This window comes from Mesorhizobium sp. M0195, from assembly GCF_040322115.1.
Taxonomy (GTDB): Bacteria; Pseudomonadota; Alphaproteobacteria; order Rhizobiales; family Rhizobiaceae; genus Mesorhizobium.
In genome coordinates this window covers 65,628-92,150 of the sequence record NZ_JAMYSV010000008.1, presented here as the reverse complement: position 1 = coordinate 92,150, position 26,523 = coordinate 65,628, and the positions used below count along the sequence as shown (strand labels likewise).

30 protein-coding genes are annotated in these 26,523 nt (G+C 62.9%); 19 read left to right on the top strand and 11 right to left on the bottom strand.

Translation table 11 applies throughout. From position 1 onward, the window contains the following. Positions 1 to 19: 19 nt before the first annotated feature. Positions 20 to 874: an extensin-like domain-containing protein gene (locus tag NKJ12_RS17705; RefSeq protein ID WP_352704164.1), complete on the top strand. Its 855-nt coding sequence runs from the start codon at positions 20 to 22 to the stop codon at positions 872 to 874. 55 nt (positions 875 to 929) lie between these two features. Here the strand turns inward: NKJ12_RS17705 and NKJ12_RS17700 are convergent, their stop codons facing one another. Beyond that, positions 930 to 1,172: a hypothetical protein gene (locus tag NKJ12_RS17700; RefSeq protein ID WP_352704162.1), complete on the bottom strand. Its 243-nt coding sequence runs from the start codon at positions 1,170 to 1,172 to the stop codon at positions 930 to 932. Positions 1,173 to 1,422: 250 nt separating this feature from the next. Here NKJ12_RS17700 and NKJ12_RS17695 point away from each other — a divergent pair, with 250 nt between their 5' ends. After that, positions 1,423 to 2,130 (top strand): LssY C-terminal domain-containing protein, encoded by a 708-nt coding sequence (locus tag NKJ12_RS17695; RefSeq protein ID WP_352506721.1) that lies wholly within the window; start codon positions 1,423 to 1,425, stop codon positions 2,128 to 2,130. 42 nt (positions 2,131 to 2,172) lie between these two features. Here the strand turns inward: NKJ12_RS17695 and NKJ12_RS17690 are convergent, their stop codons facing one another. Beyond that, complete coding sequence (locus NKJ12_RS17690; RefSeq protein ID WP_352704160.1) at positions 2,173 to 3,192, bottom strand: zinc-dependent alcohol dehydrogenase family protein; 1,020 nt, start codon at positions 3,190 to 3,192, stop codon at positions 2,173 to 2,175. 126 nt (positions 3,193 to 3,318) lie between these two features. On the opposite strand from NKJ12_RS17690, the gene NKJ12_RS17685 reads away from it, so the two are divergent. The 3 genes from NKJ12_RS17685 (at position 3,319) to NKJ12_RS17675 (ending at position 6,444) form a co-directional block, all read left to right on the top strand. Next, a complete protein-coding gene (locus NKJ12_RS17685; protein ID WP_352704158.1) occupies positions 3,319 to 4,260 on the top strand; it encodes a LysR family transcriptional regulator in 942 nt (313 codons plus the stop codon). A gap of 59 nt (positions 4,261 to 4,319) precedes the next feature. Continuing rightward, complete coding sequence (locus tag NKJ12_RS17680; protein ID WP_352704156.1) at positions 4,320 to 5,630, top strand: hemolysin family protein; 1,311 nt, start codon at positions 4,320 to 4,322, stop codon at positions 5,628 to 5,630. Between the two features lie 76 nt (positions 5,631 to 5,706). Next, positions 5,707 to 6,444: a class I SAM-dependent DNA methyltransferase gene (locus NKJ12_RS17675; RefSeq protein ID WP_352704154.1), complete on the top strand. Its 738-nt coding sequence runs from the start codon at positions 5,707 to 5,709 to the stop codon at positions 6,442 to 6,444. A 118-nt stretch (positions 6,445 to 6,562) separates the two neighbouring features. Here NKJ12_RS17675 and arr read toward each other — a convergent pair whose 3' ends face one another. Next, entirely contained in the window at positions 6,563 to 6,970 is a 408-nt protein-coding gene (gene arr, locus NKJ12_RS17670) for an NAD(+)--rifampin ADP-ribosyltransferase (protein WP_352506717.1), read from the bottom strand. 190 nt (positions 6,971 to 7,160) lie between these two features. On the opposite strand from arr, the gene NKJ12_RS17665 reads away from it, so the two are divergent. Then, positions 7,161 to 7,454, top strand: coding sequence for a hypothetical protein (locus tag NKJ12_RS17665; protein ID WP_352704151.1), 294 nt, complete (start codon positions 7,161 to 7,163; stop codon positions 7,452 to 7,454). 52 nt (positions 7,455 to 7,506) lie between these two features. Here NKJ12_RS17665 and NKJ12_RS17660 read toward each other — a convergent pair whose 3' ends face one another. Beyond that, positions 7,507 to 7,797, bottom strand: a complete 291-nt coding sequence (locus NKJ12_RS17660; protein WP_352506715.1) for a hypothetical protein — start codon at positions 7,795 to 7,797, stop codon at positions 7,507 to 7,509. Between the two features lie 367 nt (positions 7,798 to 8,164). Between NKJ12_RS17660 and NKJ12_RS17655 the strand changes: the two genes are divergently transcribed. From NKJ12_RS17655 to NKJ12_RS17645, 3 genes are all read left to right on the top strand, one after another. After that, the gene (locus tag NKJ12_RS17655; RefSeq protein ID WP_352704149.1) at positions 8,165 to 10,153 is read left to right on the top strand and encodes an ABC transporter ATP-binding protein/permease; all 1,989 of its coding nucleotides are present in this window, start codon (positions 8,165 to 8,167) and stop codon (positions 10,151 to 10,153) included. Between the two features lie 252 nt (positions 10,154 to 10,405). Continuing rightward, positions 10,406 to 10,879, top strand: coding sequence for a VOC family protein (locus NKJ12_RS17650; protein WP_352704272.1), 474 nt, complete (start codon positions 10,406 to 10,408; stop codon positions 10,877 to 10,879). Between the two features lie 81 nt (positions 10,880 to 10,960). Further along, positions 10,961 to 11,755: a class I SAM-dependent methyltransferase gene (locus tag NKJ12_RS17645; RefSeq protein WP_352506713.1), complete on the top strand. Its 795-nt coding sequence runs from the start codon at positions 10,961 to 10,963 to the stop codon at positions 11,753 to 11,755. Between the two features lie 33 nt (positions 11,756 to 11,788). On the opposite strand, the gene NKJ12_RS17640 is transcribed toward NKJ12_RS17645, so the two are convergent. Then, positions 11,789 to 12,682: a transcriptional regulator GcvA gene (locus NKJ12_RS17640; RefSeq protein ID WP_352506712.1), complete on the bottom strand. Its 894-nt coding sequence runs from the start codon at positions 12,680 to 12,682 to the stop codon at positions 11,789 to 11,791. Between the two features lie 204 nt (positions 12,683 to 12,886). Between NKJ12_RS17640 and NKJ12_RS17635 the strand changes: the two genes are divergently transcribed. From NKJ12_RS17635 to NKJ12_RS17615, 5 genes are all read left to right on the top strand, one after another. Further along, on the top strand, positions 12,887 to 13,072 hold the full coding sequence (locus NKJ12_RS17635; protein WP_352506711.1) for a DUF1127 domain-containing protein: 186 nt from the start codon (positions 12,887 to 12,889) through the stop codon (positions 13,070 to 13,072). A gap of 73 nt (positions 13,073 to 13,145) precedes the next feature. Next, complete coding sequence (locus tag NKJ12_RS17630; RefSeq protein WP_352704147.1) at positions 13,146 to 13,631, top strand: VOC family protein; 486 nt, start codon at positions 13,146 to 13,148, stop codon at positions 13,629 to 13,631. Between the two features lie 34 nt (positions 13,632 to 13,665). Beyond that, positions 13,666 to 14,391 carry an SDR family oxidoreductase gene (locus NKJ12_RS17625; RefSeq protein ID WP_352704145.1) on the top strand — a complete coding sequence of 242 codons (726 nt, stop codon included), beginning with the start codon at positions 13,666 to 13,668 and terminating at the stop codon, positions 14,389 to 14,391. A 234-nt stretch (positions 14,392 to 14,625) separates the two neighbouring features. Then, positions 14,626 to 15,060, top strand: a complete 435-nt coding sequence (locus NKJ12_RS17620) for an FKBP-type peptidyl-prolyl cis-trans isomerase (RefSeq protein ID WP_352506709.1) — start codon at positions 14,626 to 14,628, stop codon at positions 15,058 to 15,060. A 280-nt stretch (positions 15,061 to 15,340) separates the two neighbouring features. After that, complete coding sequence (locus tag NKJ12_RS17615; protein WP_352506708.1) at positions 15,341 to 16,018, top strand: HAD family acid phosphatase; 678 nt, start codon at positions 15,341 to 15,343, stop codon at positions 16,016 to 16,018. A 49-nt stretch (positions 16,019 to 16,067) separates the two neighbouring features. On the opposite strand, the gene NKJ12_RS17610 is transcribed toward NKJ12_RS17615, so the two are convergent. Beyond that, positions 16,068 to 17,048: a quinone oxidoreductase family protein gene (locus NKJ12_RS17610; RefSeq protein ID WP_352687835.1), complete on the bottom strand. Its 981-nt coding sequence runs from the start codon at positions 17,046 to 17,048 to the stop codon at positions 16,068 to 16,070. Between the two features lie 98 nt (positions 17,049 to 17,146). Between NKJ12_RS17610 and NKJ12_RS17605 the strand changes: the two genes are divergently transcribed. After that, positions 17,147 to 17,539 carry a winged helix-turn-helix transcriptional regulator gene (locus tag NKJ12_RS17605; protein ID WP_352704143.1) on the top strand — a complete coding sequence of 131 codons (393 nt, stop codon included), beginning with the start codon at positions 17,147 to 17,149 and terminating at the stop codon, positions 17,537 to 17,539. Positions 17,540 to 17,611: 72 nt separating this feature from the next. Here NKJ12_RS17605 and NKJ12_RS17600 read toward each other — a convergent pair whose 3' ends face one another. Continuing rightward, complete coding sequence (locus NKJ12_RS17600) at positions 17,612 to 18,217, bottom strand: NADPH-dependent FMN reductase (protein WP_352506705.1); 606 nt, start codon at positions 18,215 to 18,217, stop codon at positions 17,612 to 17,614. 90 nt (positions 18,218 to 18,307) lie between these two features. On the opposite strand from NKJ12_RS17600, the gene NKJ12_RS17595 reads away from it, so the two are divergent. Further along, positions 18,308 to 18,676, top strand: coding sequence for a winged helix-turn-helix transcriptional regulator (locus tag NKJ12_RS17595; RefSeq protein ID WP_352506704.1), 369 nt, complete (start codon positions 18,308 to 18,310; stop codon positions 18,674 to 18,676). A gap of 50 nt (positions 18,677 to 18,726) precedes the next feature. On the opposite strand, the gene NKJ12_RS17590 is transcribed toward NKJ12_RS17595, so the two are convergent. From NKJ12_RS17590 to NKJ12_RS17580, 3 genes are all read right to left on the bottom strand, one after another. Further along, complete coding sequence (locus tag NKJ12_RS17590) at positions 18,727 to 19,092, bottom strand: hypothetical protein (RefSeq protein ID WP_352506703.1); 366 nt, start codon at positions 19,090 to 19,092, stop codon at positions 18,727 to 18,729. A gap of 98 nt (positions 19,093 to 19,190) precedes the next feature. Then, the gene (locus NKJ12_RS17585) at positions 19,191 to 19,586 is read right to left on the bottom strand and encodes an acyl-CoA thioesterase (RefSeq protein ID WP_352506702.1); all 396 of its coding nucleotides are present in this window, start codon (positions 19,584 to 19,586) and stop codon (positions 19,191 to 19,193) included. A gap of 200 nt (positions 19,587 to 19,786) precedes the next feature. Next, complete coding sequence (locus NKJ12_RS17580; protein ID WP_352704141.1) at positions 19,787 to 20,761, bottom strand: MBL fold metallo-hydrolase; 975 nt, start codon at positions 20,759 to 20,761, stop codon at positions 19,787 to 19,789. A 353-nt stretch (positions 20,762 to 21,114) separates the two neighbouring features. Between NKJ12_RS17580 and NKJ12_RS17575 the strand changes: the two genes are divergently transcribed. The 3 genes from NKJ12_RS17575 to NKJ12_RS17565 all read left to right on the top strand — a co-directional run bounded on the left by NKJ12_RS17575 (position 21,115) and on the right by NKJ12_RS17565 (position 24,812). Further along, positions 21,115 to 21,687 (top strand): GNAT family N-acetyltransferase, encoded by a 573-nt coding sequence (locus tag NKJ12_RS17575; protein ID WP_352704139.1) that lies wholly within the window; start codon positions 21,115 to 21,117, stop codon positions 21,685 to 21,687. Between the two features lie 300 nt (positions 21,688 to 21,987). Further along, positions 21,988 to 23,604: a GMC family oxidoreductase gene (locus NKJ12_RS17570; RefSeq protein ID WP_352704137.1), complete on the top strand. Its 1,617-nt coding sequence runs from the start codon at positions 21,988 to 21,990 to the stop codon at positions 23,602 to 23,604. Further along, the gene (locus tag NKJ12_RS17565; protein ID WP_352506696.1) at positions 23,601 to 24,812 is read left to right on the top strand and encodes a mandelate racemase/muconate lactonizing enzyme family protein; all 1,212 of its coding nucleotides are present in this window, start codon (positions 23,601 to 23,603) and stop codon (positions 24,810 to 24,812) included. Before NKJ12_RS17570 ends, NKJ12_RS17565 begins: the two co-directional genes overlap by 4 nt. Before the next feature lie 614 nt (positions 24,813 to 25,426). Here NKJ12_RS17565 and NKJ12_RS17560 read toward each other — a convergent pair. Further along, a complete protein-coding gene (locus NKJ12_RS17560) occupies positions 25,427 to 26,365 on the bottom strand; it encodes a diacylglycerol/lipid kinase family protein (protein WP_352450476.1) in 939 nt (312 codons plus the stop codon). Between the last annotated feature and the right edge of the window lie 158 nt (positions 26,366 to 26,523).

The window sequence follows — 26,523 nt, the reverse complement described above, 5'->3', positions numbered from 1 at the left end:
GGGGACAGGAACCCTTCCGATGGCCGGGCTACTTCGCGCTGCGCTTGTCGCTGCGCGGCACACAGGACGCGCGCGCATGGCCGGCAGGCTTGCCGTCGTGCTTGCCATTGCGGCGGTCTCCGCCTGCAACACCGGCAGCGTGCTGTCGCTGCAGCCGGCCGTCGACGTCGGCAGCCAGACCGCTGCCGTTCCGCCCTATTCCGACCCACAATATTCCGGCCAGCAAGATTCCGGCCCAGAATATTCCGGCATGCAGCGCCTCGTCCCGTCCAACCCCTATATGACGGCCGCCTATCCGCGCATGGACAATCCGATGTCGCCGGCCGAACAGATGCCGGCCGCAGAGATCGATTGCCGCAAGGAGCTGAAACGCCTCGGCGTCGTCTACACCGACGTTGCGCCGATCCATGAAGGCCAATGCGGCATCGATTATCCGGTCAAGGTCTCGGCCATCGGCAGCGTCGCGATGAAGCCGGCCGCGACGCTGACCTGCGACATGGCCGCCAGCTTTGCCGGCTGGACCAGGAATGAACTCGTCCCGTCGGCCCGCTGGCGCTATTTTTCAGGCGTCAAGACCATCCACCAGGGCTCGAGCTATTCCTGCCGCAGGATCGCCGGCGAAGGTGTTTTGTCGGAACACGGCAAGGGCAATGCGCTCGACGTGATGAGCATCGAGCTTAACAATGGCGACGACATCGACGTCCGCAAGCCCGGCCTGTTCGCCTTCCGCACGCGCGGCTTCCTCAACAATGTGCGGGCCGACGGCTGCCAGTATTTCACCACCGTGCTCGGCCCCGGCTACAACTACGACCACCGCAACCATTTCCATTTCGACATCAAGAATCGCAAGAACGGCTACCGCGCCTGCCGCTGACCGTTCCGGTTTTCAGATGAAATGCGACAAGTTATTTCGTGCAACAGCGCCTGGATCAGCCGCGTTGTGTGCCGCCGGTGGAGCCATGCTGCGCCACCAGGTCCTGGACGTGCCACAAGTTTCTGTCGCGGATTCCGCTTTCCTCGAGCATGCTGACGGTGCGGAACAGATACTGCGCGGACGAACCCCAATGTCCGGCTGCCCGCGCCAGCGTCTGCGTCCAGATCAGCGAGCCGTAGGCAAAGACCCAGAGCGCTTTGGCGCCGGTATTCCAGAAGCAGCTGCTCGACAAGATCATCGAACTCCGCGTCGCTATGCTCGGTCGTCCCCGGCTCGGGGCCGGGATCCGGCTCGACCCGTTCGACCAGCGCGATAAGGTCGGCGGTCAACGCCATGGCAGTGCCGCGCGCCGGTTTACCCTCCATCACGCCCTCATTCGTGCTAGCCGGTTCTACGCCATTTCATGCTAAAATATGAGGATAGACCGGCTGCGCGCCGCTTGCCAAGGATTTCGACGGCCCGACGGGCCTGCCAGTTCGAGCCAATGCATGAGCCAACGAAGCCTTCGACGACGTGCAACGACCTGGCTGGTGGCATGCTGTGCCGCTTATCTTTCGCTCGCCTATTTCGCCGCGCCTGAGTTCTGGACGTTACGGGACCGCAATTTTCGCAATCAGCAATTCGAGATGGTGACGCACACGCCGCAAGGCATTCCGGGCGATCCGATCAATGTCGGCCTTGTCGGCACCAAGAAGGAGCTTGTCCATGCTTTTGCCGTCGCCGGCTGGGATACGGCAGACGCGGTCTCGCTGAAGACGGCGATCGAGATCGGCGAAAGCGTGCTGTTTGACCGCCCCTATCCCGACGCGCCGGTCAGCCGGCTGCTGTTCGAAGGCCGCGCCCAGGACCTAGCCTTCGAAAAGCCGGTCGGCGACAGCGCCGACCGGCGCCACCACGTCCGCTTCTGGCAGACCGCTGCGACCGGAGACGACGGCCGGCCGCTTTGGCTTGGCTCGGCAAGCTTTGACCGCGGCGTCGGCCTCAGCCATGACACCGGCGCGATCACTCATCACATCGGCCCCGACATCGACGCCGAGCGCGATGGGCTGATGCGCGACCTGTCCGCCGCCGGCATGCTGATCTCGACCAGCGACATACCAGGGGTCGGCGCCACAAAGACCGGGCGCAACGGCGAAGGCGATCCCTATTTCACCGACGGCAAGGCCATCATCGGCGTACTGCTGCAACTGCCGTAGGCGCGCAATCGGCCCGTCTGACAGCCATTTCGCCCGATGGGCTCAGGGGACGGTGATCACGATCTTGCCGAACGGTCCGGTCTCCAGACGCTCGAATGCCTGCGACACCTCGTCGAAGCCAAACACCCTGTCGATCACCGGCCTGATCGCGAGCGTCTCGATCGCCTGGTTCATTCGTTCGAAGGCGCGGCGGTGGCCGATCGATATGCCCTGCACGACGATCCGGTTGCGCAGGAACGGAATGATCGGGAAACTGAGCTCCATGCTGCCGAGAAGGCCGATGAGCGACAGCCTGCCGTCGGCGCCCAGCGCATTGAGCGAGCGCCGCGCATTGTCGCCGCCGACCATCTCCAGCACGTGCCTGACGCCGGCGCCGTCTGTCAGCTCGCGGGCGACCTCGTCCCATGCCGGATGGCTGCGATAATTGATCCCCTTCCAGGCGCCGAGCGCTTCTGCCCGCTCGAGCTTCTCGTCGCTGCTCGAGGTGACGATGGCGCGCAGGCCGAAAGCGGCGGCGAACTGCAGCGCAAACAGCGACACGCCGCCGGTGCCCTGGATGAGAACGGTCTCACCCGGGATAGGCTTGGCCGCCTCGACCAGCGCGAACCACGCCGTCAGCGCCGCGATCGGCAGCGTCGATGCCTCGACATCGCTGAGCGACGGCGGCGCCGCCACGGCGGCATCCTCGTGAAAGAGCACATGCTCGGACAGCATGCCGGGCAGTGACGAACCAAGCGTATGCTTGTGCAGCACCGGCGGGGCGTTGCCGTCCGGCCAGTCGGCGATCACCTGACCGAGCACGCGCTGCCCGATGCCGAAGCGGCTGACTTCGCTGCCGGTGGCGACAACTTCGCCAACCGCGTCCGATGTCGGCACGAACGGCAAGCTGAGGTCCGGTATCAGCACGCCATCGACGATCATCCTGTCCTTGTAATTCAGCGATACCGCTGTGACGCGTACCAGAAGATCATGCGGCCCGGGTCGGGGCAGCTTTCCCTCGGCCGGCTTCAAACTGGACAGGCCGAAACCGGTCATCTGCCAGGATCTGTTTTGGGTGCTCATTTGGTTCGCGCTCCGTGGTTGATGGTGCGCGAGACATTTATGCCGTTTCACTATGGAGAAAAGTGCTTCCATGTGGCATGTTATGAAACAGATTAAGGAGCAAAACTCTACAATAGGAGCGCTTCATTGGAATCGGCCGATTTGCAAGGCATCGTCGCATTCGTTCACGCGGTGGAGGCCGGCAGCTTCACCGGCGCCGGCGCGCGGCTGCATGTCACGAAATCGGCGGTCGGCAAGTCGATCGCGCAGCTGGAACAGCGATTGGGCGTTCGCCTGCTCAACCGCACCACCCGCAGCCTGAGCCCGACCAGTGAGGGCCTGAGCTATTACGAAGCCTGCGTCAGGGCACTGGCCGAGATCGAAGCCGCGCAGTCACTGCTGGCTTCGCGCAAGCAGGTGCCTTCCGGGCGGCTGCGCGTCGACCTGCCTTTGGCCTTCGGCCGGCGGTGCGTCGCCCCGGTTCTGTTCGACATTTCCAAAAAATTCCCGGACCTGACGATGGAAATCTCGTTCAACGACCGGCGCGTCGACCTGATCGAGGAAGGCATCGACCTGGCGGTGCGTATGGGCGACCTCGACGACAGCTTGTCGATCGCCGCGCGCCGCATCTATGCCCAACGTTCGGCCATCTGCGCCGCCCCCGCCTATCTCGACGCCCATGGCAGGCCGCTATCGATCGAGGACCTGGCCAGGCACAGCCTCATCGGCTACGGCCGCGACGGCACGGTCCACCCCTGGACCGTCAGGCATGTCGACGGCCGTCTCGAAAAATTCGCGCCCAAGGCGCGGCTGGTGCTCGGCCACGGCGAACCGATGCTCGATGCGGTACTGGCCGGCTGCGGCATCGTCTATCTGCCGACATGGCTGACGGCCGACAGCATCAGGCGCGGCGAGCTCGAAATGGTTCTGTCGGACTGTCTTGTCGAAAACACCGTGGTGCATGCCATCTGGCCGGTAACACGCAATCTCGCGCCAAAGGTGCGCGTCGTCGTCGACGCCCTGATCGAGCATTTTTCCGCGCCGCCCTGGGATGCGGCATGGATGCCGCCTGATTGCCCGGCTCGCTAAATTTAAAAAGCGCGACCGTCCTATTTTCGAAAACCGCGCGGCAATGCTATGGACCCGGCATGCTTTATGCTGAAATTGCCATCGTGGTCGTCCTCATCTGCGTGAACGGCCTTCTGTCGATGTCCGAACTCGCCATCGTCTCGTCGCGGCCGGCGCGCCTCAAGACGATGATCGACCGCAACGTCAAGGGCGCCGGCCGGGCCCTGGCGCTCGGCGCCAATCCGGGAAAATTCCTGTCCTCGGTGCAGATCGGCATCACTTTGGTCGGCGTCTTGTCCGGTGCCTTTTCCGGCGCCACGCTCGGCGAGCGGCTGGCCACCTCCCTGGCGTCGGCCGGCATCCGCGAAAGCCTCGCCGATCCGCTCGGCGTCGGCATCGTCGTCGCCCTCATCACCTATGGCTCGCTGATCATCGGCGAACTGGTGCCCAAGCAGATCGCATTGCGCGACCCCGAACGGGTAGCCGTCAGGGTCGCCCCGGCAATGACCATCCTCGCCAGCGTCTCGGCGCCGCTGGTCTTCCTGCTCGATTTTTCCGGCCGCGCCCTCCTGTGGCTGCTTGGCCAGCGCGGCCAGAGCGAGGACAAGGTCACCGACGAGGAGATCAAGATGCTGGTCGCCGAAGCCGAGCACCACGGCACCATCGAATCCGACGAACGGCGGATGATCGCCGGCGTCATGCGGCTCGGCGACCGTGCCGTGCGCGCGGTGATGACGCCGCGCACCGAGGTCGACTGGATCAATCTGCAATCCGACGAGGCGGCCATCAGGAAGCTGCTGATGGACACCCAGCATTCGCGCCTGCCGGCCGGCGACGGCGGCGTCGACGCCATGATCGGCGTCGTCCAGACCCGCGACGTGCTGGCCGCAATGCTCGGCGGCCGCGCTCTCGACCCGCGCCGGCACGTGCGCGCCGCGCCAATCGTGCATGACCAGGCCGACGCGCTGGACGTGCTTGCGACGCTGAAGGAATCGGACGTGCCGATGGCGCTGGTGCATGACGAATACGGCCATTTCGAAGGCATCGTCACCCCGGCCGACATTCTGGAAGCGATCACCGGCGTCTTCCGTTCCGACCTCGACGCCGGCGACGAGGAAAACGCCGTCAAGCGCGAGGACGGCTCATGGCTGCTCGCCGGCTATATGCAGGCCGACGAGATGGCGGAGGTCCTCGGCATCGACCTGCCCGAGAACCGCGACTACGAAACCGTCGCCGGCTATGTGCTGTCGCATTTGCACCATCTGCCGGCGACCGGCGAATGTGTCGACGCGCAAGGCTGGCGCTTCGAGGTCGTCGACCTCGACGGCCGCCGCATCGACAAGCTCATCGCCACCCGCCTGCCCGGCCGCCACCGCGAGGTCGTGCGGTAACGATCGACGCGACTTATGGGCTATATGCTCGCGGCGACACCGCTCGCACAGTCAAAGTTGATTGGGAATACCGCCTATGGTCGACCACCTTTTCGCCGACCCATATCTCGCTGCCGTCTACGATGCCTGGCACCCGAGATCTGCGCGCGACGACTATGATTTCTACCTGCCCCGCATTCTAACAGCAGACGCGGTGCTTGATGTCGGATGTGGAACGGGCACCCTCCTTCACGAGGCACGCCTGGCCGGACATTCAGGGCGGCTCTGCGGCATCGACCCAGCACCCGGCGTGTTGAATCGCGCACGAACACGCGCGGATATCGAATGGGTTCTCGGCGATCTCCAATCGGCCGGCTGGACAGCTGAGTTTGATCTCATTGTGATGACGGGGCACGCATTCCAGGCCCTTGTCAGCGACGAAGACCTGAGGGATTTCATGGCGGCTGTCCGACACGCCCTTGTGCCAGGCGGATGCTTCGCGTTCGAAACGCGGAACCCTTCGGTGCGGGCGTGGGAGCACTGGACACCCGAAAATGCGGTCGTCGTTGAGCTGCCTGACGGGTCGCTGGTGCAGATCACAACAGAGGTGATCATGCCGTTCGATGGACAGACGGTGACATTCACCCACAGGTTCGGCGGAAAGCATCCGAGCCTTCCGCAAGTTAGTCGCAGCACCTTGCGATTCTTCGAGACGGACGCCTTATCGAGCCTGCTGGGGAACGCGGGGCTACGGATCGAACAGCAATTCGGCGGCTTTGACGGCAGCCCACTTGGCCCTTCGAGCCCAGAGATCATCACGTTCGCGATGAGATGAAAAGGAGCATCCGCTCTCCAGCCCTGCAAGCAACGACAACTCGCGGACCCATTGCGGACGTGGAGCCGTATTTCGCGGGGACTGCTGCCGACCGTAGGCTAGGGCCAAACTTGGCAATTCAATCGATCGCCTCGATGCCTTGTGCCTTCAGCCGTTCGAGATGGTCCTTCATCTCTTTCAGCCGCTCGGGGGAGTGGCCCTGCCACTCGGTGACCTCGCCCGTGATCCTGAGCGGCTCGCGGCAGCGATAGGACTGCGTCGGATTGCCGAGAAATTTCTTGTCCGTAAGATTGGGGTCGTCCATGACCGGGCCGGTTGGTTCCACGATGTAGATCCTTTCGCGTCCGTCACCGGCGGCCAGTTCTGCACCCCAGATAGCGGCATCCAGAGTGCCGGTTAGATAGACCCAGGCTGCCTGCTTTCGCGCCCCGTAATTGGAGCTGTAACCGGCTTCGATCAGGTCTCCCGGTTTAAGGTCGGCCCGGGTGCCGTGGTAGAATTGGCGCGGCTTGTCGGGGGCTGTCATCGGCTCATCCTCGCTGTCTCAGGCGTCATGGTGTTGTGGTGCGCACTATTTCATGCACGTCATCGAATCAACCGTCTGGCCGTTCGGTTATCGGACGTCCCCCCATTCCGGTCGTCCCGCCCAAAGCACGCTTCCGGTCGGCTGCCGGTGCGGGTATTATCGGCGCCCTGAACGTCGCTATGGTGGAAAAATGGATCTGCAAACCTTCAGGGATTCGATTGCAAAACCACAGCCGCCAGCCGGCTTGAGCCCTGCCCTGCAGGCGTTGTGGTGGGATGCAAAGGGCGATTGGACTAAGGCGCACGAGTGCGCGCAGCAGCGCGACAATACGGCGGGCATGCACGTGCATGCCTATCTCCACCGCAAGGAAGGCGACCAGTCGAATGCGGAATATTGGTATCGCCGCAGCAACGCGGCGCCGTCGACCTTAACGCTTGACGAGGAATGGCAAGAGTTGGCACGTACACTTTTGCAGCAAAGCTGACGCTTGCTCAGTCATCGTAAAATGGCCGGTCCTGCATCCACTCTCCGGGGTTTCAGCTGGCGCCCTGTGGCTTGTCCCTGCCGTTCCATTCCGCATTGCGCGCCTGCGCCTCTTCGGCGATCAGCTTGAACTCCCGCATCTTCGTAGCTTCGATGGCAAATGCGCGGCTTGGCAGGACGCCAGGGTCCTCCTGACTGTTCTGAAACTGAAAACGGGCCTCCAGTTCGGCCCATATTCGCTCGGGTGCCGTATCCTTGCTGGCAAGCAGCGCAACGACCAGCGCCAGAGTCTCGCGCTGGGCGTTCAGCCGCCCTTCGATCTCTTCATTCGGCAATTCGGACATGCGGGTCGCTTCCGGTTTCTGGCTCAACGGCAAAATCGCACCCTTGTTCCGGAATTCGGGGCTGGCGCGGTCCGGCTGGGCAGCAAATGCTCGCAATCGCAATCGAGATGATCTCTCCTCCTCGATCCTGTTGACTCGGGCCGATGGCACTTTTCGCGCCGCTTGCGTCCAGCCTCTTCGAATGCAGCATGCGGACAAATCTTGAGAGCCTGAGCGAATTCTGCCCCGCAACGATCAAAGCCTGTCATCGAGAACGACCATAGGCTGCTGCGAGCACCGGAACAGCTGCGAAGCCTTGGCGTTGTTGGCATCTCGGATCTCGAGCGGACGCTGTGAAACCTTCTGATTTTTAAGCCGTTATCGCCGGATGCCCCAAGCTAAATTCAAGCTGAAATCGGTTGATGGCGCCCAATCGCGCGATGCCGAGAAGTCGCGCCAGACGACTGTCGAGGTCGCGTCCGAGGTCGTCGGCAAGCCCCCGCCGCCGCCGGATGTCACCGAACCCGATCCTAAGCTGACACCTGAAGAGGCCGAGCGGGCGCGCAAGAGATATCTGCTTAAGCGCTTCTGGATCAGCGCCCGCGGTTACTGGAGCGGCAGTGGCGACAGGGTCGCCTGGCCGTTGACGATCGGGCTGTTGGTCCTGATCGTCGCCAATGTCGGCTTCCAGTATGGGATCAATGTCTGGAATCGCGCAATTTTCGACGCCATTGAGCAACGCAATGCCCACACCGTATATTGGCTGAGCGCCGTATTCCTGCCACTCGTGATCGGAAGCGCCAGCCTTGTGGTGGCACAAGTCTTCTTTCGCATGAGGATACAGCGCCGCTGGCGGTCCTGGCTCACCACCGCGGTCATCGCGCGCTGGCTGGCAAGCGGCCGCTACTATCAGCTGAACCTCGTCGGCGGCGATCATAGCAACCCCGAAGCCCGCATCGCCGAGGATTTGCGGATTGCCACCGAATCGCCCGTCGATTTCATCGCCGGTGTCATCGTCGCATTTCTGTCGGCCTCGACCTTCATCGTGGTGCTCTGGACGATCGGCGGCGCCCTGACCCTGACGATTGCAGGTTCGACCGTCACCATTCCCGGCTTCCTGGTCATCACCGCAGTGCTCTATTCCGCGATCACGTCCACTTCGATGGCGGTCATTGGCCGCCATTTCGTCCACCTCTCCGAGGAAAAAAATCAGGCGGAAGCCGAGTTCCGCTACACGCTGACGCGCGTGCGGGAAAACGGCGAGAGCATCGCATTGCTCGGCGGCGAGGAGGAGGAGCGCAGCGGCATGGACAAGACATTTGCCCATGTGCTCAGGCAATGGGCGCTCCTTGCAGGCCAGCACATGCGCACGGCGCTGGTGTCTCAGGGGTCGAGCCTGTTTGCGCCTGTCGTGCCGGTCTTGCTTTGCGCTCCAAAGTTCCTCGAAGGCAGCATGACACTTGGACAGGTCATGCAGGCTGCCTCGGCCTTTGCCATCGTGCAGGGCGCGTTCGGATGGCTGGTCGACAACTATCCCCGTCTCGCCGATTGGAACGCCTGTGCACGGCGCATCGCCTCGCTGATGATGTCGCTCGACGGGCTCGAGCGGGCGGAACAGAGCAACACGCTGGGACGCATAAAGCGCGGCGAGACCGGCGGCAATGCGATGCTCAGCCTGAACAATCTCTCCGTGTCGCTCGACGACGGCACCGCCGTGGTCAAGGAAACCGAGGTCGTGATCGAACCAGGCGAGCGGGTGCTCGTCGCAGGCGAATCCGGCTCGGGCAAGAGTACGCTGGTGCGGGCCGTCGCGGGTCTGTGGCCATGGGGTAGCGGCAGCGTCAACATCCGCGCCGACAGACGGTTGTTCATGTTGCCGCAACGGCCCTACATCCCGACCGGGACGCTTCGCCGCGCTGTCGCCTATCCAGGCGCCGCCGACAACTGGACACTGGATAAGATCAAGGCTGCTCTCGACAAGGTGGGACTCGACTACCTCAACGACCGGATCGAGGAGGACGCGCCATGGGACCAGACCTTGTCGGGTGGCGAAAAGCAGCGCCTCGCCTTCGCGCGTCTTCTGCTGCACCGCCCCGATATCATCGTGCTGGACGAGGCAACGTCGGCACTCGATGAGAAGAGCCAGGACAAGATGATGGAGATGATTATTCGCGAATTGCCGAAGGTCACCATCATAAGCGTAGCGCATCGCGCCGAGCTGGAAGCTTTCCATAGCCGCAAGATCACATTGGAGCGGCACAAGGGCGGCGCAAAACTCGTCAGCGATATCGAACTCGTCCCGCGCAAGGACAGACGGAACTTGCTCATGCGCCTTCTGAGGCAACGGCGCGCCAACGGAAAGCCAGCGCGACCTTGAGCAAAGCGGCGCTGCCCTACGCAAAGAGTGAGGCCGCCGGTCGGACCAGGCGGATCTCCGGTTCGAGTCACTGCCCGCATCTGGTCCTGAAAGCACCAGCCGTGGTACGTTGGTTCCGGGCAGCTGCTGTCGGAACGTCGATGGCACGAGCGCATTTCCATGTCCGGTGCAACGCCGAGGCCAGCTGTGAAAAACCCGGGTTGATTTCAAAAGCCCAGATTGATTTCGAAAGCAAAGGGACCAGCAATGACAATCGCCAAGAACACGATCTGCCTTTGGTACGACAAGGACGCCGAGGCTGCGGCCCGTTTCTATTCCGAGACTTTTCCTGACAGCTCGGTGAAATCCGTCCACCGCGCTCCCAGCGACTACCCGTCCGGCAAGGCCGGCGACGTGCTGACGGTCGAGTTCACGGTCGCCGGCATCCCCTGTCTCGGCCTCAATGGCGGGCCCGCGTTCAAACACAACGAAGCCTTCTCCTTCCAGGTCGCCACCGACGATCAGCAGGAGACCGACCGCTATTGGAACGCCATAGTCGGCAATGGCGGCCAGGAAAGTGCGTGCGGCTGGTGCAAGGACAAATGGGGCATCTCCTGGCAAATCACGCCGCGCGTGCTGACCGAAGCGATGGCCGCCGGCGGCGATGAAGCAAAGCGCGCATTCGAAGCGATGATGGAGATGAAAAAGATCGACGTTGCAGCGATCGAGGCGGCGCGGCGCGGCTGACAGTTCGGGGTTAGCCCGACGCGAAAAGATCAGGGCAGAGCGGCCGGAAATGCTGCCGGCCCACCTCCAGACAGGCGTGCGATGGTGTTGAACTGCGCTGAGTTTTACGACGCCGAACTGCGGCGGCACAACGAGGTATTCAGGGCTGCGGTCAAGGCGGGAACGCGCGATTGCGTGCTCGATATCGGATGCGGTTCGGGACAATCCTCTCGTGATGCCGCCCGTGTCGCGGTGGAAGGGAGCGTGCTCGGCGTGGATGTATCGGCGCAGATGCTCGAGATCGCCCGGAGCCGTAGCGCCGAAGAAGGATTGCGAAACGTCGCCTTTGAGCGCGGCGATGCGCAATTGCTGGTATTTCCGCCTGCCGGCTTCGATCTGTGCATCAGTCGATTTGGCGTGATGTTCTTTGCCGATCCGGCGGCGGCGTTCGCCAATATCGGCCGGGCGATGCGACCAGGGGCACGTCTTGTGTGGATGGTATGGCAATGCCAGGACCGTAATGAGTGGGCAACTGCCATTCAGGGGGCAATTGCGCCGGGGACCGCCATATCGGCGGGCGCCGCCACCCCGTTTTCGCTTGGCGACCCCGCCATCACCGCGGAGATCTTGCGTGCATCCGGTTTTGTTTCGGTCGACTTTGCCGAAGTGCGTGAGCCGGTCTTCTACGGCCAGGACGTCGATGCGGCCTATGACGCTTTGCTTGGCCTGCAACTGGTCAAGGATCCGCTCGCCCGCGCGGATGTGGATGTCGACGCGGCGCTACGGCGGTTGCGCGATCTGCTCGACGCGCACTTGACCGCGGACGGTGTGCTTTTCGACTCGCGCGCCTGGATCATCACCGCAGTTCGGGCGAGCCGACAGTCACCGGGCGATTGACCCGTAGACGATCCTGTTCTCTCGGCCTTCCTGTCAGTCCATTTGCGGCGTGACTTCTGAAAGCAGCCAATCCCTGAAAGCCTTGACCTTGCGCTGACGGATCGCCTCCGGCGGGTAGACGAGATAGAAGCTGGAAGGGGATTTCAGGGCGTGGCCGAAGGGGCGGACAAGCCGCCCGGCGGCGAGGTCGGCCGCAACGAGCATGGTCCGACCCAGCACCACCCCCTCGCCTTGTGCAGCCGACTCCATGGCAAAGGTGGCAGAGTCGAAGGTAATCCCGCTCTGCGGGTCCACGCCCTCGACCCCGGCGCTCGCCAGCCAGGTCGCCCAGTCGATCGGAAAGCTGTCACGGATCAGCGTGTGGTGTCTGAGGTCCTGAGGCGTGCGCAGCGGATGCGCACCCTCAAGAAGCTTTGGGCTGCACACTGGAAACACCTCCTCGCCGGTGAGGAACTCCGACGTGAGCCCCGGATAGTTTCCGCTGCCATAACGGACGGCGACATCGATGCCGTCGCCGAGGAAGTTGGTCAGCTTCCCGCTCGTCGAAACCCGTACATCGATGTCGCCATGCGCACGGTGAAAGCGGTAGAGGCGTGGCACCAGCCATCTCCCCGCGAAGCCATCGGAGGTGCTGACGTTCAGTGTCGAGCTCGAATAGCGGGCCGTTGCCGCAGCAGTGGCGGCGGCCAACTGGTCGAGCACCTCGCGCACCGCCCGCGCATAGGGCTCGCCGACGGCGGTCAGGCTCACCGAACGCGTACCGCGCTCGAACAACTGCACACCGAGCTGATCCTCAAGGTTCTTGATCGCCCGGCTGATCGCACCGTGGGTGACATGAAGTTCCTCTGCCGCCTTGGAGAAACTCAACAGGCGCGCCGCCGCTTCGAAGCTCGGCAAGGTGGTGAGGGGAGGCAGCTTCCGGGGCATGGATCGATACCTATATGTGAGCGATGCTCACACATTGTCGCCGATAAGTCGTTTGTCGTCCAGGCCGGAAGACGGCATGTTTGCTCGCGTATTCAGTCATTCACCGCCGCTGCAAAAGGCGATTTGATGTGACTTATACTCTCGCTGACGAAAGTCGCGGGGCAACTGCTGAAACCAAAACTGCCGCCACTCTGGGAGAGCACCATGAACGCCAAACGAGTTGAACCCATCGTCGACGTCCTGACCGGCATGGCCGGCCGCATCCTCGCCTCGAGCAGCCGGCGCCGGACCGAGCGGCAGATTGCACGCTTCTCGACCCGCCGGCTCGAAGACCTCGGGTTTGCCCGCGACTGGGACGGCTCGGTCTATCGGCCGTCGGACTACCGCTAAGCCTGAATGAAAGCAACAGCGGACAGGCTCTTCGCCAAAAATCGCTGCCGCAAGGAATTAACGGAGAACGGACATGGCCACCATCCACCCATTCCTCTGGTTCAACACCGACGCCAAGGAGGCCCGCGATTTCTATCTCTCGGTCTTCAAGAACAGCAAAGCGCTCCGGACCGTCGAATACACCGACTGGGTGTCCGGAACCAACAAGACGGTCCCGCATGCCACCTTCGATTTCGAGCTCGAAGGACTGCACCTTACTGCGCTCAATGCCGGGCCGCAGCCGCCCTTCAACGAGCGGCTCTCGCTCTACATCGAGACCAGGGACCAGGCCGAGACCGACTACTACTATGAGGCGCTCACCGCCGGCGGCGGCAGGGCACAACCCTGCGGCTGGCTCACCGACAGATACGGCGTCTACTGGCAGGTCATCCCGGAAATCCTGCCGCGGCTCAGCGCCGATCCGGACCGCGAAAAGGCCGCCAGGGTCCGGCAGGCGATGTACGGGATGCGCAAGATCATCATCGCCGACCTCGAAGCCGCCTATGCCGGCAAGGCCTGAACCTCACCGCAATCGCAACGAACGGAGAACCCTCATGACATCGCTCGTGGACAGGAAAGTCATCGTCGTCGGCGGTAGTTCCGGCATCGGTCTCGGCGTCGCGGAAGCTGCTCTCAACGGCGGAGCGAAGATCGTGATCGTCGGACGCTCGCCCGAGAAACTGCTGGCTGCCGAACGGACGCTCAATGCGGGCCGCGTGACAAGCGTGGTCGCCGACATGACCGACGAAGCGGACGTCGCTCGCCTGTTCGACGAGGTCGGTCCCTTCGATCACCTCGTATCGACCGCCGGAACACTGCCGCCCGGCGATCCCATCGGCAGAACCGACATGGAGGCTGTGCGAGGCTTCGTCGATAACAAGCTGATTGGCGCCGTCTTGCTCGCCAGGCACGCTGTGCGCACCCTGAAAGCCGGCGGCTCGATGACCTTCACCTCGGGAATAAATAAGGATCGGCCGCCGGTGCCGGGAGGCTCGGTCGTCTCCGCGATTGCCGGTTCATTCAGCTACTTCGCCCGCGCCCTGGCGCTCGAACTGGCCCCGACGCGCGTCAATGTCGTGTCGCCCGGATGGGTCGACACACCGATGTGGGACATTGTTGGAGAAGCCAAATCCAGCTTCTTTGCCGACATGGCTGCCCGGTTGCCATCGAGAAAAATTCCGACCGCTGCGGACGTCGCCGCCGCCTACCTCTACCTCATGGAAAGCGACTTCACGACCGGCGAGACGATCCGCATCGATGGCGGCCATAACCTGATCTAGCCGCCATTTGCATGCCGCCTGAATGGGTTGAGGCGGCATGACCGCTAGACCGGTGCACTGCTGCCGAAGGCGACGAACGCCGGCGGGTCATGCCGGCGTAGCCCAATCGGGGTTTACATCGGCAGCCAGGTCCCTAGTTTTAGCGTTTCGCGCCGCGCACCCGAGTGCGTGGATGATCGAGGACGGGACTGTGAGCTCTGGCCGGCCCCTCGAAACTTTCAAAGGATGGCTATCATGACACAGGCCAAGAATGGCGACACCGTGCGCATCAATTACAATGGCCGCCTGGCTGACGGCACTCAGTTCGATTCTTCCGGCAACGAACCGCTGCAATTCACGTTGGGTGAAGGACAAGTGATCGCCGGTCTCGAAACCCATGTCGAGGGTATGGAGGTGGGCGCGAAAAGCACCGTCACCATTCCCGCCGACGCCGCCTATGGCCCCCACCGCCCCGAAGCGGTGATGACCGTCGACCGCGCCCGCGTGCCAGACAACATCAACGTCGATATCGGCACTCGATTGCAGGTCAGAACCGCAGAGGGGCGCCCGATGCCGGTAACAGTCGTCGGCGTGGACGACACCAGCGTCAAGCTCGACGGCAATCATCCTTTGGCGGGACGGGATCTGGTGTTCGACGTTGAACTGGTCGAGATCGTTCAGGCGGCGTAGGCACGGCAAAGCGCGTAACGGCATGATTTTTCGGGTGACGCATTTCGACCGGCGGTTCCGGCGGTGCGTCACCTGTCGGGGGCAAAGACCGCGACGGCGGAAATCGTGTAGCGTGCAGCAACCCATAGAGACATTCGGCATCTGGAATGTCCAATTCAGCGTCGCAGTCTCGAGGACCTGTGGAAGACCTCGCTTGACAGCCGACTTCTCGTGACTGCAAAGTCTCGTGATGCGGGCGATTGGTTGGAATAGAATTGCGCGTGTCGGGGCAATCGTGCTGATGATCGGCACAAATGTTCCTGGGCCGGCGCGTTCCGACTCGCTCCTTCTCACAAGCCCGTCCCAGCCAGCCAATGTCGGCGATGCGATGCTGGCGGCTGCCAATTATCATGATTCCGGCGACTATGATCGCGACCTTGCCGCTGTGGCGAAGCAGGCAGGCGACTGGGTCGTCAAGCGCGCAATGGAGGTGCCTCGCCCCGCACTGGTGCTCGACATCGACGAGACGGCGTTGGCCAACTGGGAAGTGATCACACGTGACAATTTCGGCCGCCCGATCGGCGGCGCCTGCGACATCGCAATCGACGGCCCCTGTGGCTGGGCCGCCTGGGATCAGCTTGCGAAGGATCCGGCTATCGACCCTGTGCTGGAGGTTTTCCGGCAGGCGCGAACGGCGAAAGTCGCGGTGTTCTTCATCACCGGACGTCCGGAGGACCAACGTCAGGCAACCGAACAGAACCTGCAGTCGGCCGGCTATGCCGGCTATGAGCACCTTTACATGGTCCAGCCTGGGGCCAAATACGGCTCCGCAGCAGATTTCAAGGCACCCATAAGGGCCGAAATCGAAAAGGCCGGCTACACGATAATTGCCAATGTCGGTGACCAGCCATCCGACCTGTTCGGGGGGCATGCCGAGAAGCTGTTCCTGCTGCCTAATCCGTTCTACCGGGTTCGCTGACGGCCTGTACGGCACAAGCCCGGATCCTCGGCTCCTTGCCGACCACCTGCTAAGGTATCAAGACGACCTTGCCGGTTGCGCCGCGCTCCTCCAGCAGGCGGTGTGCGTGGCTGGCCTGGTCGAGTGGGAAGCGGCCACCTTTGGTCACCACAAGCTGACCACCAGCGGCCAGATCGAAAAGTTCCAAAAGGCCGTCACGGAGCCCGTCCGTAGACAGCAACGGAAGCAGGGCAAAACCCCTCAGCGACTGGTTGCGGCCGATCATCGCCTCCATCTCCGGGGCGCCGAGCGCGTATCTGCCAAGGGCGGCAAACACCAGCTCTCCGCAAGGCGCAAGGGCCTCGAGCGCGGCCGCCGTAAGCGGGCCGCCGACGATGTCGTAGATGGTGTCGACGCCAGCGCCACCTGTCGCTGCCCGGACGTGCTCCGGCCAATCCGTGTTGCTGTAGTCGACGGCGGCATCGGCTCCCAGCGACAAAGCAAGGTCGAGCTTGGCCTTGCTGCCGGCTGCCGCGATGACACGGCTCGCGCCGGCGCGCTTGGCAAGCTGGACGAGCAACGAACCGACGCCACCCGCGGCAGCGGCGACCAGCACCGATTTGCCGGCCGGCCGGCTTTGCCGCGATAGATGCAGCGCCGTCAGCCCTTGCACCATCAATGCCGTCGCGTCTTCGAACGAGAGCGCATCCGGCAGCGGCACGGCCAGGCTTGCGTCGATCGTCACATACTCGGCACAGCCGCCAAACGGCTGGCTCGAGGCGAACAACGGCGCAGCGACGCGCATGCCGAGCAAGGAAGCCTCCACCCTATGCCCAAGCGCCTCCACGATCCCGGCGGCTTCGACACCAAGGATCATCGGCAGTTGCGGCGTTACCGCATAGCGATCCGCGCGCATCAGCACTTCGAAGAAATTCACCCCGGCCGCATGAACGCGGACCAGGACCTCGCCGGCTTGCGGCTCAGGCTTCGGCACCGAGACTATCTCGAGAACGTCGGCCTCGCCGAAACGGTTCAGTTGAATAGCTCTCATCCCAGGCACCGATCGTTATTGGCATCGGCCACTGTTTGCCACTATCTGCCTGGCTTCGACTACACACCGATTTGTCCGCTGCTGACCGGGAGGTGACCATGGCCAAGCTGATCAAGAGGCTGCCGATGCTGCCGGCGGAGCGCGCGCTGAAAGTGATTTCGGGCCGCTGGAAGGCCGTCATCCTGTACCATCTCTTCGACAGGCCCCGGCGGCTGTCGGCGCTGCAGGCGCTGATGCCCGGCATTACCCAGAAAGTGCTGATCCAGCAGCTTCGCGAAATGGAAGAGCACGGCCTCGTCCGCCGCGAGATCTTTGCCGAGATCCCCTCGCGCGTCGAGGATTCGGCGACGCGGCTCGGCCTCAGCCTCGAGCCGATCCTGCTGGCACTTTGCCAGTGGGGCCAGCATCACGCCGACGAGCTGAATGAGATGGACCGTCTTGCCGATTGCATCATCAGGCCACGGCAAGCGCGGGACGCCCATGCGGTGTGAACAAAAAGGGCGGCGCATGCGCCGCCCCAATGCTTGGGAGAATTAATCCTTGGGAGGACTGTTCGAACCTGCTCAGGCCGCCTTGACTTCCTCGGCGACGGCATCGGCCTGACGCGCCGTGTTCAGCACCCTGGCCCACCATGCAATGTCGTTGACCAGCGCGGTTGCCGCCTGGTTGAGGTGCTCGAACTCGTCGAGCTTCTTGTCACCTTGCTTGACCGCAAGGAAATCAACCCAGGAGATGTGTACGGCGGACTTCACCGGCGCCATCTGCAACTCGACCGCATGCAGCCTCAGCTGCTCGACGGCGCGCGCGCCACCGACGCTGCCATACCCGACGAAGCCGGCCGGCTTCTTGTTCCACTCGTTGGCGGCGTAGTCGATGGCGTTCTTCAGCACGGCCGTCGGGCCATGATTGTATTCGGCGGCGGTGAAGATGAAACCGTCCAATCCGGCGACCTTCTTTTGCCAGCGCTGCGCCACTTCGTTCTGCGACGGCGCCCAGGCGGAGGATGCGACCTCATCGAAGAACGGCAGCGGGAAATCGCGCAGGTCGACGACTTCGACGTCGATATCGGCATGCGACTTGGCGATCCTGGCAATCCATTGGGCCGGCACGTCGGCAAAGCGCGCGGCGCGGGTCGAACCAATGACGATGGCGATTTTGGGTTTTGACATAGGGGGGCTCTCCTTACAGCAATACTGGTATCGTTTAGATACCTGAGCTATATGAGTAACCGGCCGCTCAATGTGCAAGGAGGCACTTTTTTGTTACCAAGGCACCCGTACCGCACCGAGGACTGCCGCGCCGTCTCGGAAATCCTGCAGCGCGTCGGTGACAAATGGACTGTGCTCGTCGTTGGCAAACTCGGCAACGGGCCGCTGCGTTTCAACGAGCTGCGCAGCGCGGTCGGCGGCATTTCGCAAAAGATGCTGACCACCACCTTGCGCGGGCTCGAGCGCGACGGCTTCGTCACCCGCACCGTGTTCCCGACCATCCCGCCGCGGGTCGACTACGAATTGACTGACCTTGGCTACGAGCTGCTGGTGCCGGTCGATGCGCTCGGCGAATGGGCACGCAAGAACACCGAGCGCGTCAAGGCCGCGCGAGAAAAATTCGACGCCATGCACAGCTGAACCCTTGCGCTGTAAGGGTTTGAACCTGTCGCGGATGCTCCGGACGAGCCCTACTGCTGTAATTGCATCTTGCTCTTCGGCAGCTTCTCGATCCGGTTCCATTTCGGGTTGGGACTGACCACCTTGCCGCCAATCGTGCAGGTCGTGGTCGTCTCCTTGCGGCAATTGCTCACCGTCGTGCCGCTGGTGTCGCATTTCGTCGCCGAGCAGATCTCGCACTTGGCCGCCTGCCCGTTGATGGTGCGGTTTTCCGACGTGCAGGTGGCGCCTGGATCGCCTTTTTTGACCTCGGCAAAAGCGCTTGCGGACGACAGGCAGAGCAAGGCTGCAAAGGCACCCGCCAGGGCAGCGTTCAGCATGTGTTGACGCATTGTCTTTCCTCCCAAGATCCCATCGGTCGCGCTGCAGGCGCGCATGCGGGAACCCGTTAGCCAAAGACCACGCGGGATTGCTGTCCGCATCCCCCGCGCGGGAGAGACGGCTATTTAAATCCGTCTTCTGGAATCAGGCCGGGTCAGCCTTCGGCCGGAACCGCCTTCGGCTTGCCTTCGCCGTCCAGCGCCACCATGACGAAGTCGGCATGGGTGACCTTCTCCATCAGGTCGGAGAGATAGCGCTGCGCCCAGGCCTCGACCTTGAGCGTCATCGAGGTGCGGCCGACGCGTTCGACATGCGTATAGATGCACAGCGTGTCGCCGATCTTCATCGGCTTGGCGAAGGACATTTCCTTCACCGCCGCCGTCACCACGCGGCCCTTGGCGCGCTCGGCGGCGCGGATGCCGCAGGCGAGATCCATCTGTGCCATCACCCAGCCGCCAAAAATGTCGCCTGCCGCATTGGCGTCGGAAGGCATGGCCAGCGTCCTGAGCGTCAGATCGCTGATCGGCCGCCCGTCCGCGTAATGCACCATTTGGCCAATCCTCTCGAAGCCGATTGTCCCGATCCCGTATCGTCATGGCACGGACTGGTCAACGCGCCACTGAACAGGTCGCGGCCTGAGGTTCGGCTATCGGTCGACGGTGTTGAAAAGATGCTGTGCGGAGCTAGACGAGCGCACCAGCAGGATTGCATTCCATGGCCGAGGTAAGAAAGCTTACCAATAGGCGTGCTTCACAAAGCGGGCCAGGGCGTTGGGACGTAGGCGTAGGCGTTGCCCTCGCGAATAACATGACCGATGCCTGGAAAGGGCAGGTGCATGCCTGCGACGAGCAGGCCATCCGCCGACACCATGTCGAGCACCTTCTTGCGTGTGGCGATTGCGGCCTCCTGGTCCACGTCGAAGGCGATTGCCCATTCCGGATGCGCAAATTGCAGCGCGGAGGCGTGGATTACGTCAGTGAAGAGCAGCAGGTTGGCGTCACCAGAGCCAATTCGAAGCGCGAGATGCCCCGGCGTGTGTCCAGGCGCAGGCAACGCCCTGATCCCGGGCGCGATCTCGACTTCGCCTTCGATCTTCCGGACCTTGCCATGGTAAGGCACCAGCGATTTGCGCGCTATTTCGAAGTACGGTTTCATCTGGTCGGGCGCCTTGGACCGGATCCCGTCATCGTGCCAGAAAGCGAATTCCGGCGCGGCAACCACGACCTCCGCTGCCGGGAAGGCGGCCTTGCCTCCAATACCGACAAGGCCGTTGGCATGGTCGGGATGGAGGTGGGTGATGATTACCGTGTCGATTTCTTCCGGCCTGACGCCGGCGGCGGCGAGCGCCTCTGGTATATGTCCCAGTATGGGCCCCATCGCCGATGCCGTGCCGGTATCGATCAGCACCCGTCTGTCGCCTTTGGTGACAAGGTAAGCATTGACCGAGGTCGGAAGGAGTGTTTTTGGCAGGAATGCCTTTGCCAGCAGCGCTTCGGCGGCAGCGGTATCTGCGGAAGGGAAGAGTTCGAGGCCGAGATTGAGATAGCCGTCGCTCAGTGCTGTGATCTCGAGGTCGCCGAGCATGAACCTGTGGGCGCTCGCAAGCGAAGCCGGAGACGGGGCGGCGATAGCCGCAGCGTTGCTCCCAAAGAGGCTGATCGGGGGAAGTAGCAGGGCGCCGGCACTAAAGGTGCCGATGCCGAACGTTCGACGGTTGATATTCATGGTCTTGTCTTTCGAATTGCAGCTGAAAGCTGGGCGCAGGCTACGGGATCGCCGCCAGGGCGGATGCCGACCGCTCGGACCCCTCCATGGAAGTGGAAGAGCGGGTCGGCGCGGTTCAACGGCGAACTCCTGCGGCATCAATAATGCGCCTCATAAACAGCGGGAATAGCGATGGGATGCAGTTAACTGCTGCAGATTAGGCAGCAATCAATTTTCTGCGCCGGGCCGGAGAACGGCGGGGATGCTGAGCGAAATCCCCTTTTCGAACATCACCCGCATGGACTGCAATCTATGATGCGGTAGCGCGCAGCGCAGGCTAGACTGGGCAACATCGATAGCGGATGACGGCTGACATGAAGCTTACCTTTCGCCCACTGACGCCCGATCTGTGGCCGGCACTCGAGGACCTGTTCGGTGACAGCGCCGTCTGCAGTCGTTGTTGGTGTATGTACGGGCGGATCGGTCGTTCCTATCGAAAGCGATCCGGTGAGGAAAACAAGGCAGCGTTCCGGCAAGCCGTCCAGCATGGTCCGCTTCCGGGTTTGCTTGCTTTCGACGGCGACATGGCTGTCGGCTGGTGCCAGGTGACGCCGCGAGATGCTCTGCCCTGGCTCGATCGGCTATTTCGGCTCAGGCGCGTGGATGACAGGCCGGTCTGGTCCCTGTCCTGCCTCTACGTGCGAAAACAATACCGCCGGCGGGGCGTAACATCCCAGCTGATTGCACAGGCCCTGGAAGTCGCAAGGCACGCAAATGCTCCGGCGCTCGAAGCCTATCCTTTCGATGCCGACGTATCGCCGAGCGCTTCCGGCAGCGGATATGCCTCCACCTTCGCGCGCGCCGGGTTCAGGGTCGTCGCCCGCAGGACCCCGGCCCGCCCGATCATGCGCTATGATTTCAGGCAGATTGCCGATCATCGCCTGTGATGCTCGGACGGGCTTGCCGACAAAGCACAGGCGAAGGCGTGACAAACGTCCTGAGCTCAGATGGCGGGGCTTGAATTCGAATTACGGTGACAGTGCACTAAATGATCGCAACCCGTTGCGCAGAGTTCGCGCTCCAATTAGTGGCACTGTCACTGTAACGCACTGTAATGCTTTGGGCAGGACACTGAATGCAAACGAACCGCCAGTCGCTTTTTTCACAAGCGATGCCGGAAGCTCCGGTGATGGCGGCGGCTTGCGGCGTCTAGGCTGAGCGAAAATTCGGAGCCAGCCGCAGCCACCATGCAGACCTATGACTTCATCATCGTCGGTTCCGGCTCGGCCGGCTCGGTCCTGGCCGAAAGGCTGTCGGCTTCGGGCCGCTTCTCGGTGCTGGTGCTTGAGGCCGGCGGCAGCGACCGCCGCTTCTACGTGCAGATGCCGCTCGGCTACGGCAAGACCTTCTTCGATCCGGCAGTCAACTGGAACTACAAGGCCGAGCCGGACCCGGGTCTCGCCGGCAATGTCGACCACTGGCCGCGCGGCAAGCTGCTCGGCGGTTCGAGCTCGATCAACGCCATGGTCTGGATCAGGGGCGCGCGCGAGGATTTCGACGCTTGGGCAGCGGCCGGCAATCCCGGCTGGGGCTTCGACGACCTGCTGCCCGCCTTCAAGGCGCTGGAGGATAACCAGGCCGGCGCCGACCAATGGCGCGGCGTCGACGGGCCGCTGCATATCACCGACTGCTCGACCTCCGTCCATCCGCTCACCAAGCGCTATCTCGCCGCCGCCAACCAGGCCGGACTGCCGCTCAACCCGGATTTCAACGGCGCCTCGCAGGAAGGCGTCGGCGTCTACCAGATCACCACCAGGAACGGCCGCCGCATGTCGGCGGCGCGCGCCTTCCTGCGCCCGGCGATGAAGCGCAAAAACGTCCGCGTCGAGATCAACGCGCTGGCGACCAAAATCCTTTTCGAGGGCAAGCGCGCCATCGGTGTCGAGTATCTCCAGAATGGCGCCACGAAAACCGCCCGCGCCGGCCGCGAGATCATCCTGTCGGGGGGTTCGGTCAATTCGCCCCAACTTCTCCAGCTCTCCGGCATCGGCCCGTCGGCGCTACTTGGCGCGCTCGGCATTCCTGTCGTTCACGCCAACGAGAATGTCGGGGCAAACCTGCAGGACCATGTCGGCGTCAACTACACCTTCAAGGGCAGGCAGCCGACGCTCAACCAGATCCTGCGTCCGTGGTGGGGCAAGCTGCTGGTCGGCATGCAGTACCTATTTTTGCGCTCAGGCCCGCTGTCGCTGTCGATGAACAATGCCGGCGGCTTCTTCCGCACCGATCCGGCGGCGACGAGGCCCAACATGCAGCTCTATTTCCAGGCGTTTTCGACCGTCATTCCGAAGAGCGGCGAGCGGCCGATCCTGACGCCCGATCCGTGGCCCGGCTTTTCCATCGGGCTGTCCAACTGCCGTCCATCGAGCCGCGGTGAAATCATGATCCGTTCCGCCAATCCGCGCGATTATCCCAAAATCGTCGCCAACGCGTTTTCAACCGAGGCAGACGTCGTCGAAATGCTGGCGGCGGTGAAATTCGTCCGGAAGATCGCATCGATGCCGGCAATCGCCGAGATCATCGAGGAGGAGGTTTTGCCCGGTCCTTCGATCACCTCCGACGCGGATCTCATCCAGGATTTCAGGAAGCGCTCGGGCACCGTCTATCATCCGGTCTCGACCTGCCGCATGGGGCCGGACGCGGCGCACGCCGTCGTCGATCCGCGCCTCAAGGTACACGGCATCCAGGCGTTGCGCGTCATCGACGCCTCGATCTTTCCGGACAACATAACCGGCAACACCAACGCCGCCGCGATCATGACCGGATGGAAGGGCGCCGAACTGGTTCTGGAGGATCAGAAATGAAAATCACCGACGTCAAGACCTGGGTGGTCGGCAATCCGCCGCCCGGCATCGGCGGCAAGTATTTCATCTTCGTCAAGCTCACCACCGATGGCGGCATCGTCGGCTATGGCGAAGCTTACAACGCCACTTTCTCGGCCCATGTCACCGCAAAAATGGTCGAGGACATGGCAGAGCGCTATCTCGTCGGCCGCGATCCGCACGACGTCGAAAACTTCTTCCGCCGCGCCTATTCATCCGGTTTCACCCAGCGCCCGGACGTGTCGGGCATGGGCTGTTTCTCGGCGCTCGAAATCGCCTGCTGGGACATCATCGGCAAGGAGGCCGGCAAGCCGGTCTACAAGCTGCTTGGCGGCCAGGTACACGAAACGCTGCGTTCCTATACCTACCTCTACCCGCACAGCGGCAGCGTCCACTCCGAGGACGCACGCGGCAAGAACGTCTACAACGACCCCGATCTGGCCGCCGCCTGCGCGCTCGAATATGTCGAGCAGGGTTTTAACGCGGTCAAGCTCGACCCGGCCGGCCCCTACACCGCCTTCGACGGCCACCAGCCGCGCCTCGTCGACATCGACCTCTCCGCCCGGATGGTCAAGGCGATCCGCGAGGCGGTCGGCACCCGCGCCGATATCCTGTTCGGCACGCACGGCCAGTTCACAGCTTCGGGGGCGCTGCGCATGGCCCGCGCCATCGAGCCGTATGACCCGCTGTGGTTCGAGGAGCCGGTGCCGCCCGACATGCCCGAGGTGATGGCGCAGGTCGCCCGTGCGACCTCGATCCCGATAGCCACCGGCGAGCGGCTGACGACCAAGTTCGAATTCGCGCGTGTGATCGAGAACCGCGCGGCGACCATTCTGCAGCCGGACCTTGGCCGCTCCGGCGGCATTCTCGAAACCAAGAAGATCGCCGCCATGGCCGAAGCCTATCACATCCAGATCGCGCCGCACTGCTATTGCGGGCCGATCGTCGGCGCCGCCAACATCCAGCTCGCGGTGACGCTGCCCAACTTCCTCATTCTGGAATCGCTGAAGCAGTGGGGCGGATTTCACGAGAAGCTGCTCAAGAAGAAGATCGAATGGCAGGACGGCAATGTCATCCCGTCGAAGGAGCCCGGCCTCGGCGTCGAACTCGATGAAGCCGTTTGCGAAGCGCATCCCTGGACCGGCAAGGACCTGCATTTGCAGATGATGCAGACACCGCTGATGCCGTGAGCGCCAGCCTGATCCGCAACGGCTTTGCCGTCACCGTCTACGACCGCGGCCCGGCGCCTGGTTCCTCGGCACAGAGGATTTGACGGGTCGCTTGCGTTGACGGACCGCATGCCTTGGTGATTAGCGCAAACGCCCATCGCTTCGTCATCCTGGGGCGGAGCAAGGAGCGAAGCGACGCGGCGCAGACCCCGGGATCCATGCCGCGACTTCAGAGCGCTGCTGCGGTGCAAAATTCTGCTCCGCTGCACTCTTTGATCAAGGTTACGGCATGGATCCCAGGGTCTCCGCGACGGAGCTTCGCTCCTGCTTCGCCCTGGGATGACGAAGTTGGGGGGGATTCGGCCAATCTCCAGGGTTTGCGATTTACCACCGACAGGAACGACCGACGTTCGCTGCCGATGGGCCGCCACCTGCCAAAATCACTGTTTCAAGGAATTGGTCGACCATGATCGTCAGGCTTCTGGAAGATGCGATCGGAACCGATCTTCGCGCGCCTGGTTTCCCGGCCAAGCTCGAGGCCTGACATCAGGCAATTGTCACGCGATTTCAGCACATTGGCCGGATCGCTGGAATCACCGCCGAAAGAACTTGAATCAACCCCTCAATGCCTTGATTCAATATCTCAGCGTCAAGGCGCCGGGTAGGATCTCGAAGGTCGCTGGTATGCGACCCGGCGATTCGCCGTCTATGTCGATCAGCGCGGCGTTCTTTTGCACATCGCCGAGCGGCTCGACAACCACTTTCTTGCCGCGCAGGATGGTGATCGCAGGATGGTTGCGGTGCCGCCCGCCATAGAGCAGGCGGATGTCCCAGATCAGCTTCAGCTTGCCGGCGGCGCGCAGGATGACGATGTCGAACTCGCCGTCGTTAAGCTCGGCGTCGGGCGCGATCATCATGCCGCCGCCGAAGAATTTGCCGTTGGCCACCGCCACCAGCGCCATGCGCACCTCGACCGGGGCACCGTCGTCGATGGTGATCGCAACGTCCTGGAAGCGGTAACGGAGGAATTCCCAAACCGTGCGCCAGTAGAACAGCGCCTTGGCCGAAACCTTGCCCTTGCGCTTGTCGGCATTGACCGCGCGGTCGGTGGCGCCGGACAGCCCCAGGCTGGCGATGTTGATGAAATGGCGGCTGGCCAGCGCGCCATGGTCGTCGACATAGCTGATGCAGCCGGCATCGACCTTGCGCGGCTTGGCCCCGGCAATCCGCTTCAGCGTCAGATCGACATTGTTCGACAGGCCGAGCCCGCGGGCGAAGTCGATGCCGGTGCCGCAAGGCAGCAGCCCGAGTTCGGCCGTCCGGCCGCTTTCCCGGAAAGCCTTCAGCAGCCCGTCGGCGACTTCGCTGGCGGTGCCGTCGCCGCCGGCCGCGATCACCAGCTCGAAGCCGATGGCGGCAAGGTCGAGCGCCAGCCGTTCGGCATCGCCCTCGGCCTGCGTTTCACGCAGCTCGAAATCGCCGAAATGTCTTTTCAGCGAAGCCGCAACCTCGGGCCAATGCCGCTTGAGCCTGCCGCCGCCGGCGATCGGATTGAGAACCACCGCGACCTTCAAGCCTGCCTCCCCAAGGCCATCGAACACGCCTTCCAATCATTTGCCGGCATTGAAGCCCGCGCCGGGCCGCGGGGCAAGGGTCGATTACCCGGCAATGCGGCTTCGGCATCGAGGCGGCAAATCCCGACCGGCGGCGGCAGAGATCGGAAAGTCGCTGT

What these genes read in the sequence shown, in the direction of transcription:
- NKJ12_RS17705 (WP_352704164.1), top strand. Translation starts at nt 20, where the DNA reads ATGGCCGGGCTACTTCGCGCTGCGCTTGTCGCTGCGCGGCACACAGGA.
- NKJ12_RS17700 (WP_352704162.1), bottom strand. Translation starts at nt 1,172, where the DNA reads ATGATCTTGTCGAGCAGCTGCTTCTGGAATACCGGCGCCAAAGCGCTC.
- NKJ12_RS17695 (WP_352506721.1), top strand. Translation starts at nt 1,423, where the DNA reads ATGAGCCAACGAAGCCTTCGACGACGTGCAACGACCTGGCTGGTGGCA.
- NKJ12_RS17690 (WP_352704160.1), bottom strand. Translation starts at nt 3,192, where the DNA reads ATGAGCACCCAAAACAGATCCTGGCAGATGACCGGTTTCGGCCTGTCC.
- NKJ12_RS17680 (WP_352704156.1), top strand. Translation starts at nt 4,320, where the DNA reads ATGCTTTATGCTGAAATTGCCATCGTGGTCGTCCTCATCTGCGTGAAC.
- NKJ12_RS17675 (WP_352704154.1), top strand. Translation starts at nt 5,707, where the DNA reads ATGGTCGACCACCTTTTCGCCGACCCATATCTCGCTGCCGTCTACGAT.
- arr (WP_352506717.1), bottom strand. Translation starts at nt 6,970, where the DNA reads ATGACAGCCCCCGACAAGCCGCGCCAATTCTACCACGGCACCCGGGCC.
- NKJ12_RS17665 (WP_352704151.1), top strand. Translation starts at nt 7,161, where the DNA reads ATGGATCTGCAAACCTTCAGGGATTCGATTGCAAAACCACAGCCGCCA.
- NKJ12_RS17660 (WP_352506715.1), bottom strand. Translation starts at nt 7,797, where the DNA reads ATGTCCGAATTGCCGAATGAAGAGATCGAAGGGCGGCTGAACGCCCAG.
- NKJ12_RS17655 (WP_352704149.1), top strand. Translation starts at nt 8,165, where the DNA reads ATGCCCCAAGCTAAATTCAAGCTGAAATCGGTTGATGGCGCCCAATCG.
- NKJ12_RS17645 (WP_352506713.1), top strand. Translation starts at nt 10,961, where the DNA reads ATGGTGTTGAACTGCGCTGAGTTTTACGACGCCGAACTGCGGCGGCAC.
- NKJ12_RS17640 (WP_352506712.1), bottom strand. Translation starts at nt 12,682, where the DNA reads ATGCCCCGGAAGCTGCCTCCCCTCACCACCTTGCCGAGCTTCGAAGCG.
- NKJ12_RS17635 (WP_352506711.1), top strand. Translation starts at nt 12,887, where the DNA reads ATGAACGCCAAACGAGTTGAACCCATCGTCGACGTCCTGACCGGCATG.
- NKJ12_RS17630 (WP_352704147.1), top strand. Translation starts at nt 13,146, where the DNA reads ATGGCCACCATCCACCCATTCCTCTGGTTCAACACCGACGCCAAGGAG.
- NKJ12_RS17625 (WP_352704145.1), top strand. Translation starts at nt 13,666, where the DNA reads ATGACATCGCTCGTGGACAGGAAAGTCATCGTCGTCGGCGGTAGTTCC.
- NKJ12_RS17620 (WP_352506709.1), top strand. Translation starts at nt 14,626, where the DNA reads ATGACACAGGCCAAGAATGGCGACACCGTGCGCATCAATTACAATGGC.
- NKJ12_RS17615 (WP_352506708.1), top strand. Translation starts at nt 15,341, where the DNA reads ATGATCGGCACAAATGTTCCTGGGCCGGCGCGTTCCGACTCGCTCCTT.
- NKJ12_RS17610 (WP_352687835.1), bottom strand. Translation starts at nt 17,048, where the DNA reads ATGAGAGCTATTCAACTGAACCGTTTCGGCGAGGCCGACGTTCTCGAG.
- NKJ12_RS17605 (WP_352704143.1), top strand. Translation starts at nt 17,147, where the DNA reads ATGGCCAAGCTGATCAAGAGGCTGCCGATGCTGCCGGCGGAGCGCGCG.
- NKJ12_RS17600 (WP_352506705.1), bottom strand. Translation starts at nt 18,217, where the DNA reads ATGTCAAAACCCAAAATCGCCATCGTCATTGGTTCGACCCGCGCCGCG.
- NKJ12_RS17590 (WP_352506703.1), bottom strand. Translation starts at nt 19,092, where the DNA reads ATGCGCGCCTGCAGCGCGACCGATGGGATCTTGGGAGGAAAGACAATG.
- NKJ12_RS17585 (WP_352506702.1), bottom strand. Translation starts at nt 19,586, where the DNA reads ATGGTGCATTACGCGGACGGGCGGCCGATCAGCGATCTGACGCTCAGG.
- NKJ12_RS17580 (WP_352704141.1), bottom strand. Translation starts at nt 20,761, where the DNA reads ATGAATATCAACCGTCGAACGTTCGGCATCGGCACCTTTAGTGCCGGC.
- NKJ12_RS17575 (WP_352704139.1), top strand. Translation starts at nt 21,115, where the DNA reads ATGAAGCTTACCTTTCGCCCACTGACGCCCGATCTGTGGCCGGCACTC.
- NKJ12_RS17570 (WP_352704137.1), top strand. Translation starts at nt 21,988, where the DNA reads ATGCAGACCTATGACTTCATCATCGTCGGTTCCGGCTCGGCCGGCTCG.
- NKJ12_RS17565 (WP_352506696.1), top strand. Translation starts at nt 23,601, where the DNA reads ATGAAAATCACCGACGTCAAGACCTGGGTGGTCGGCAATCCGCCGCCC.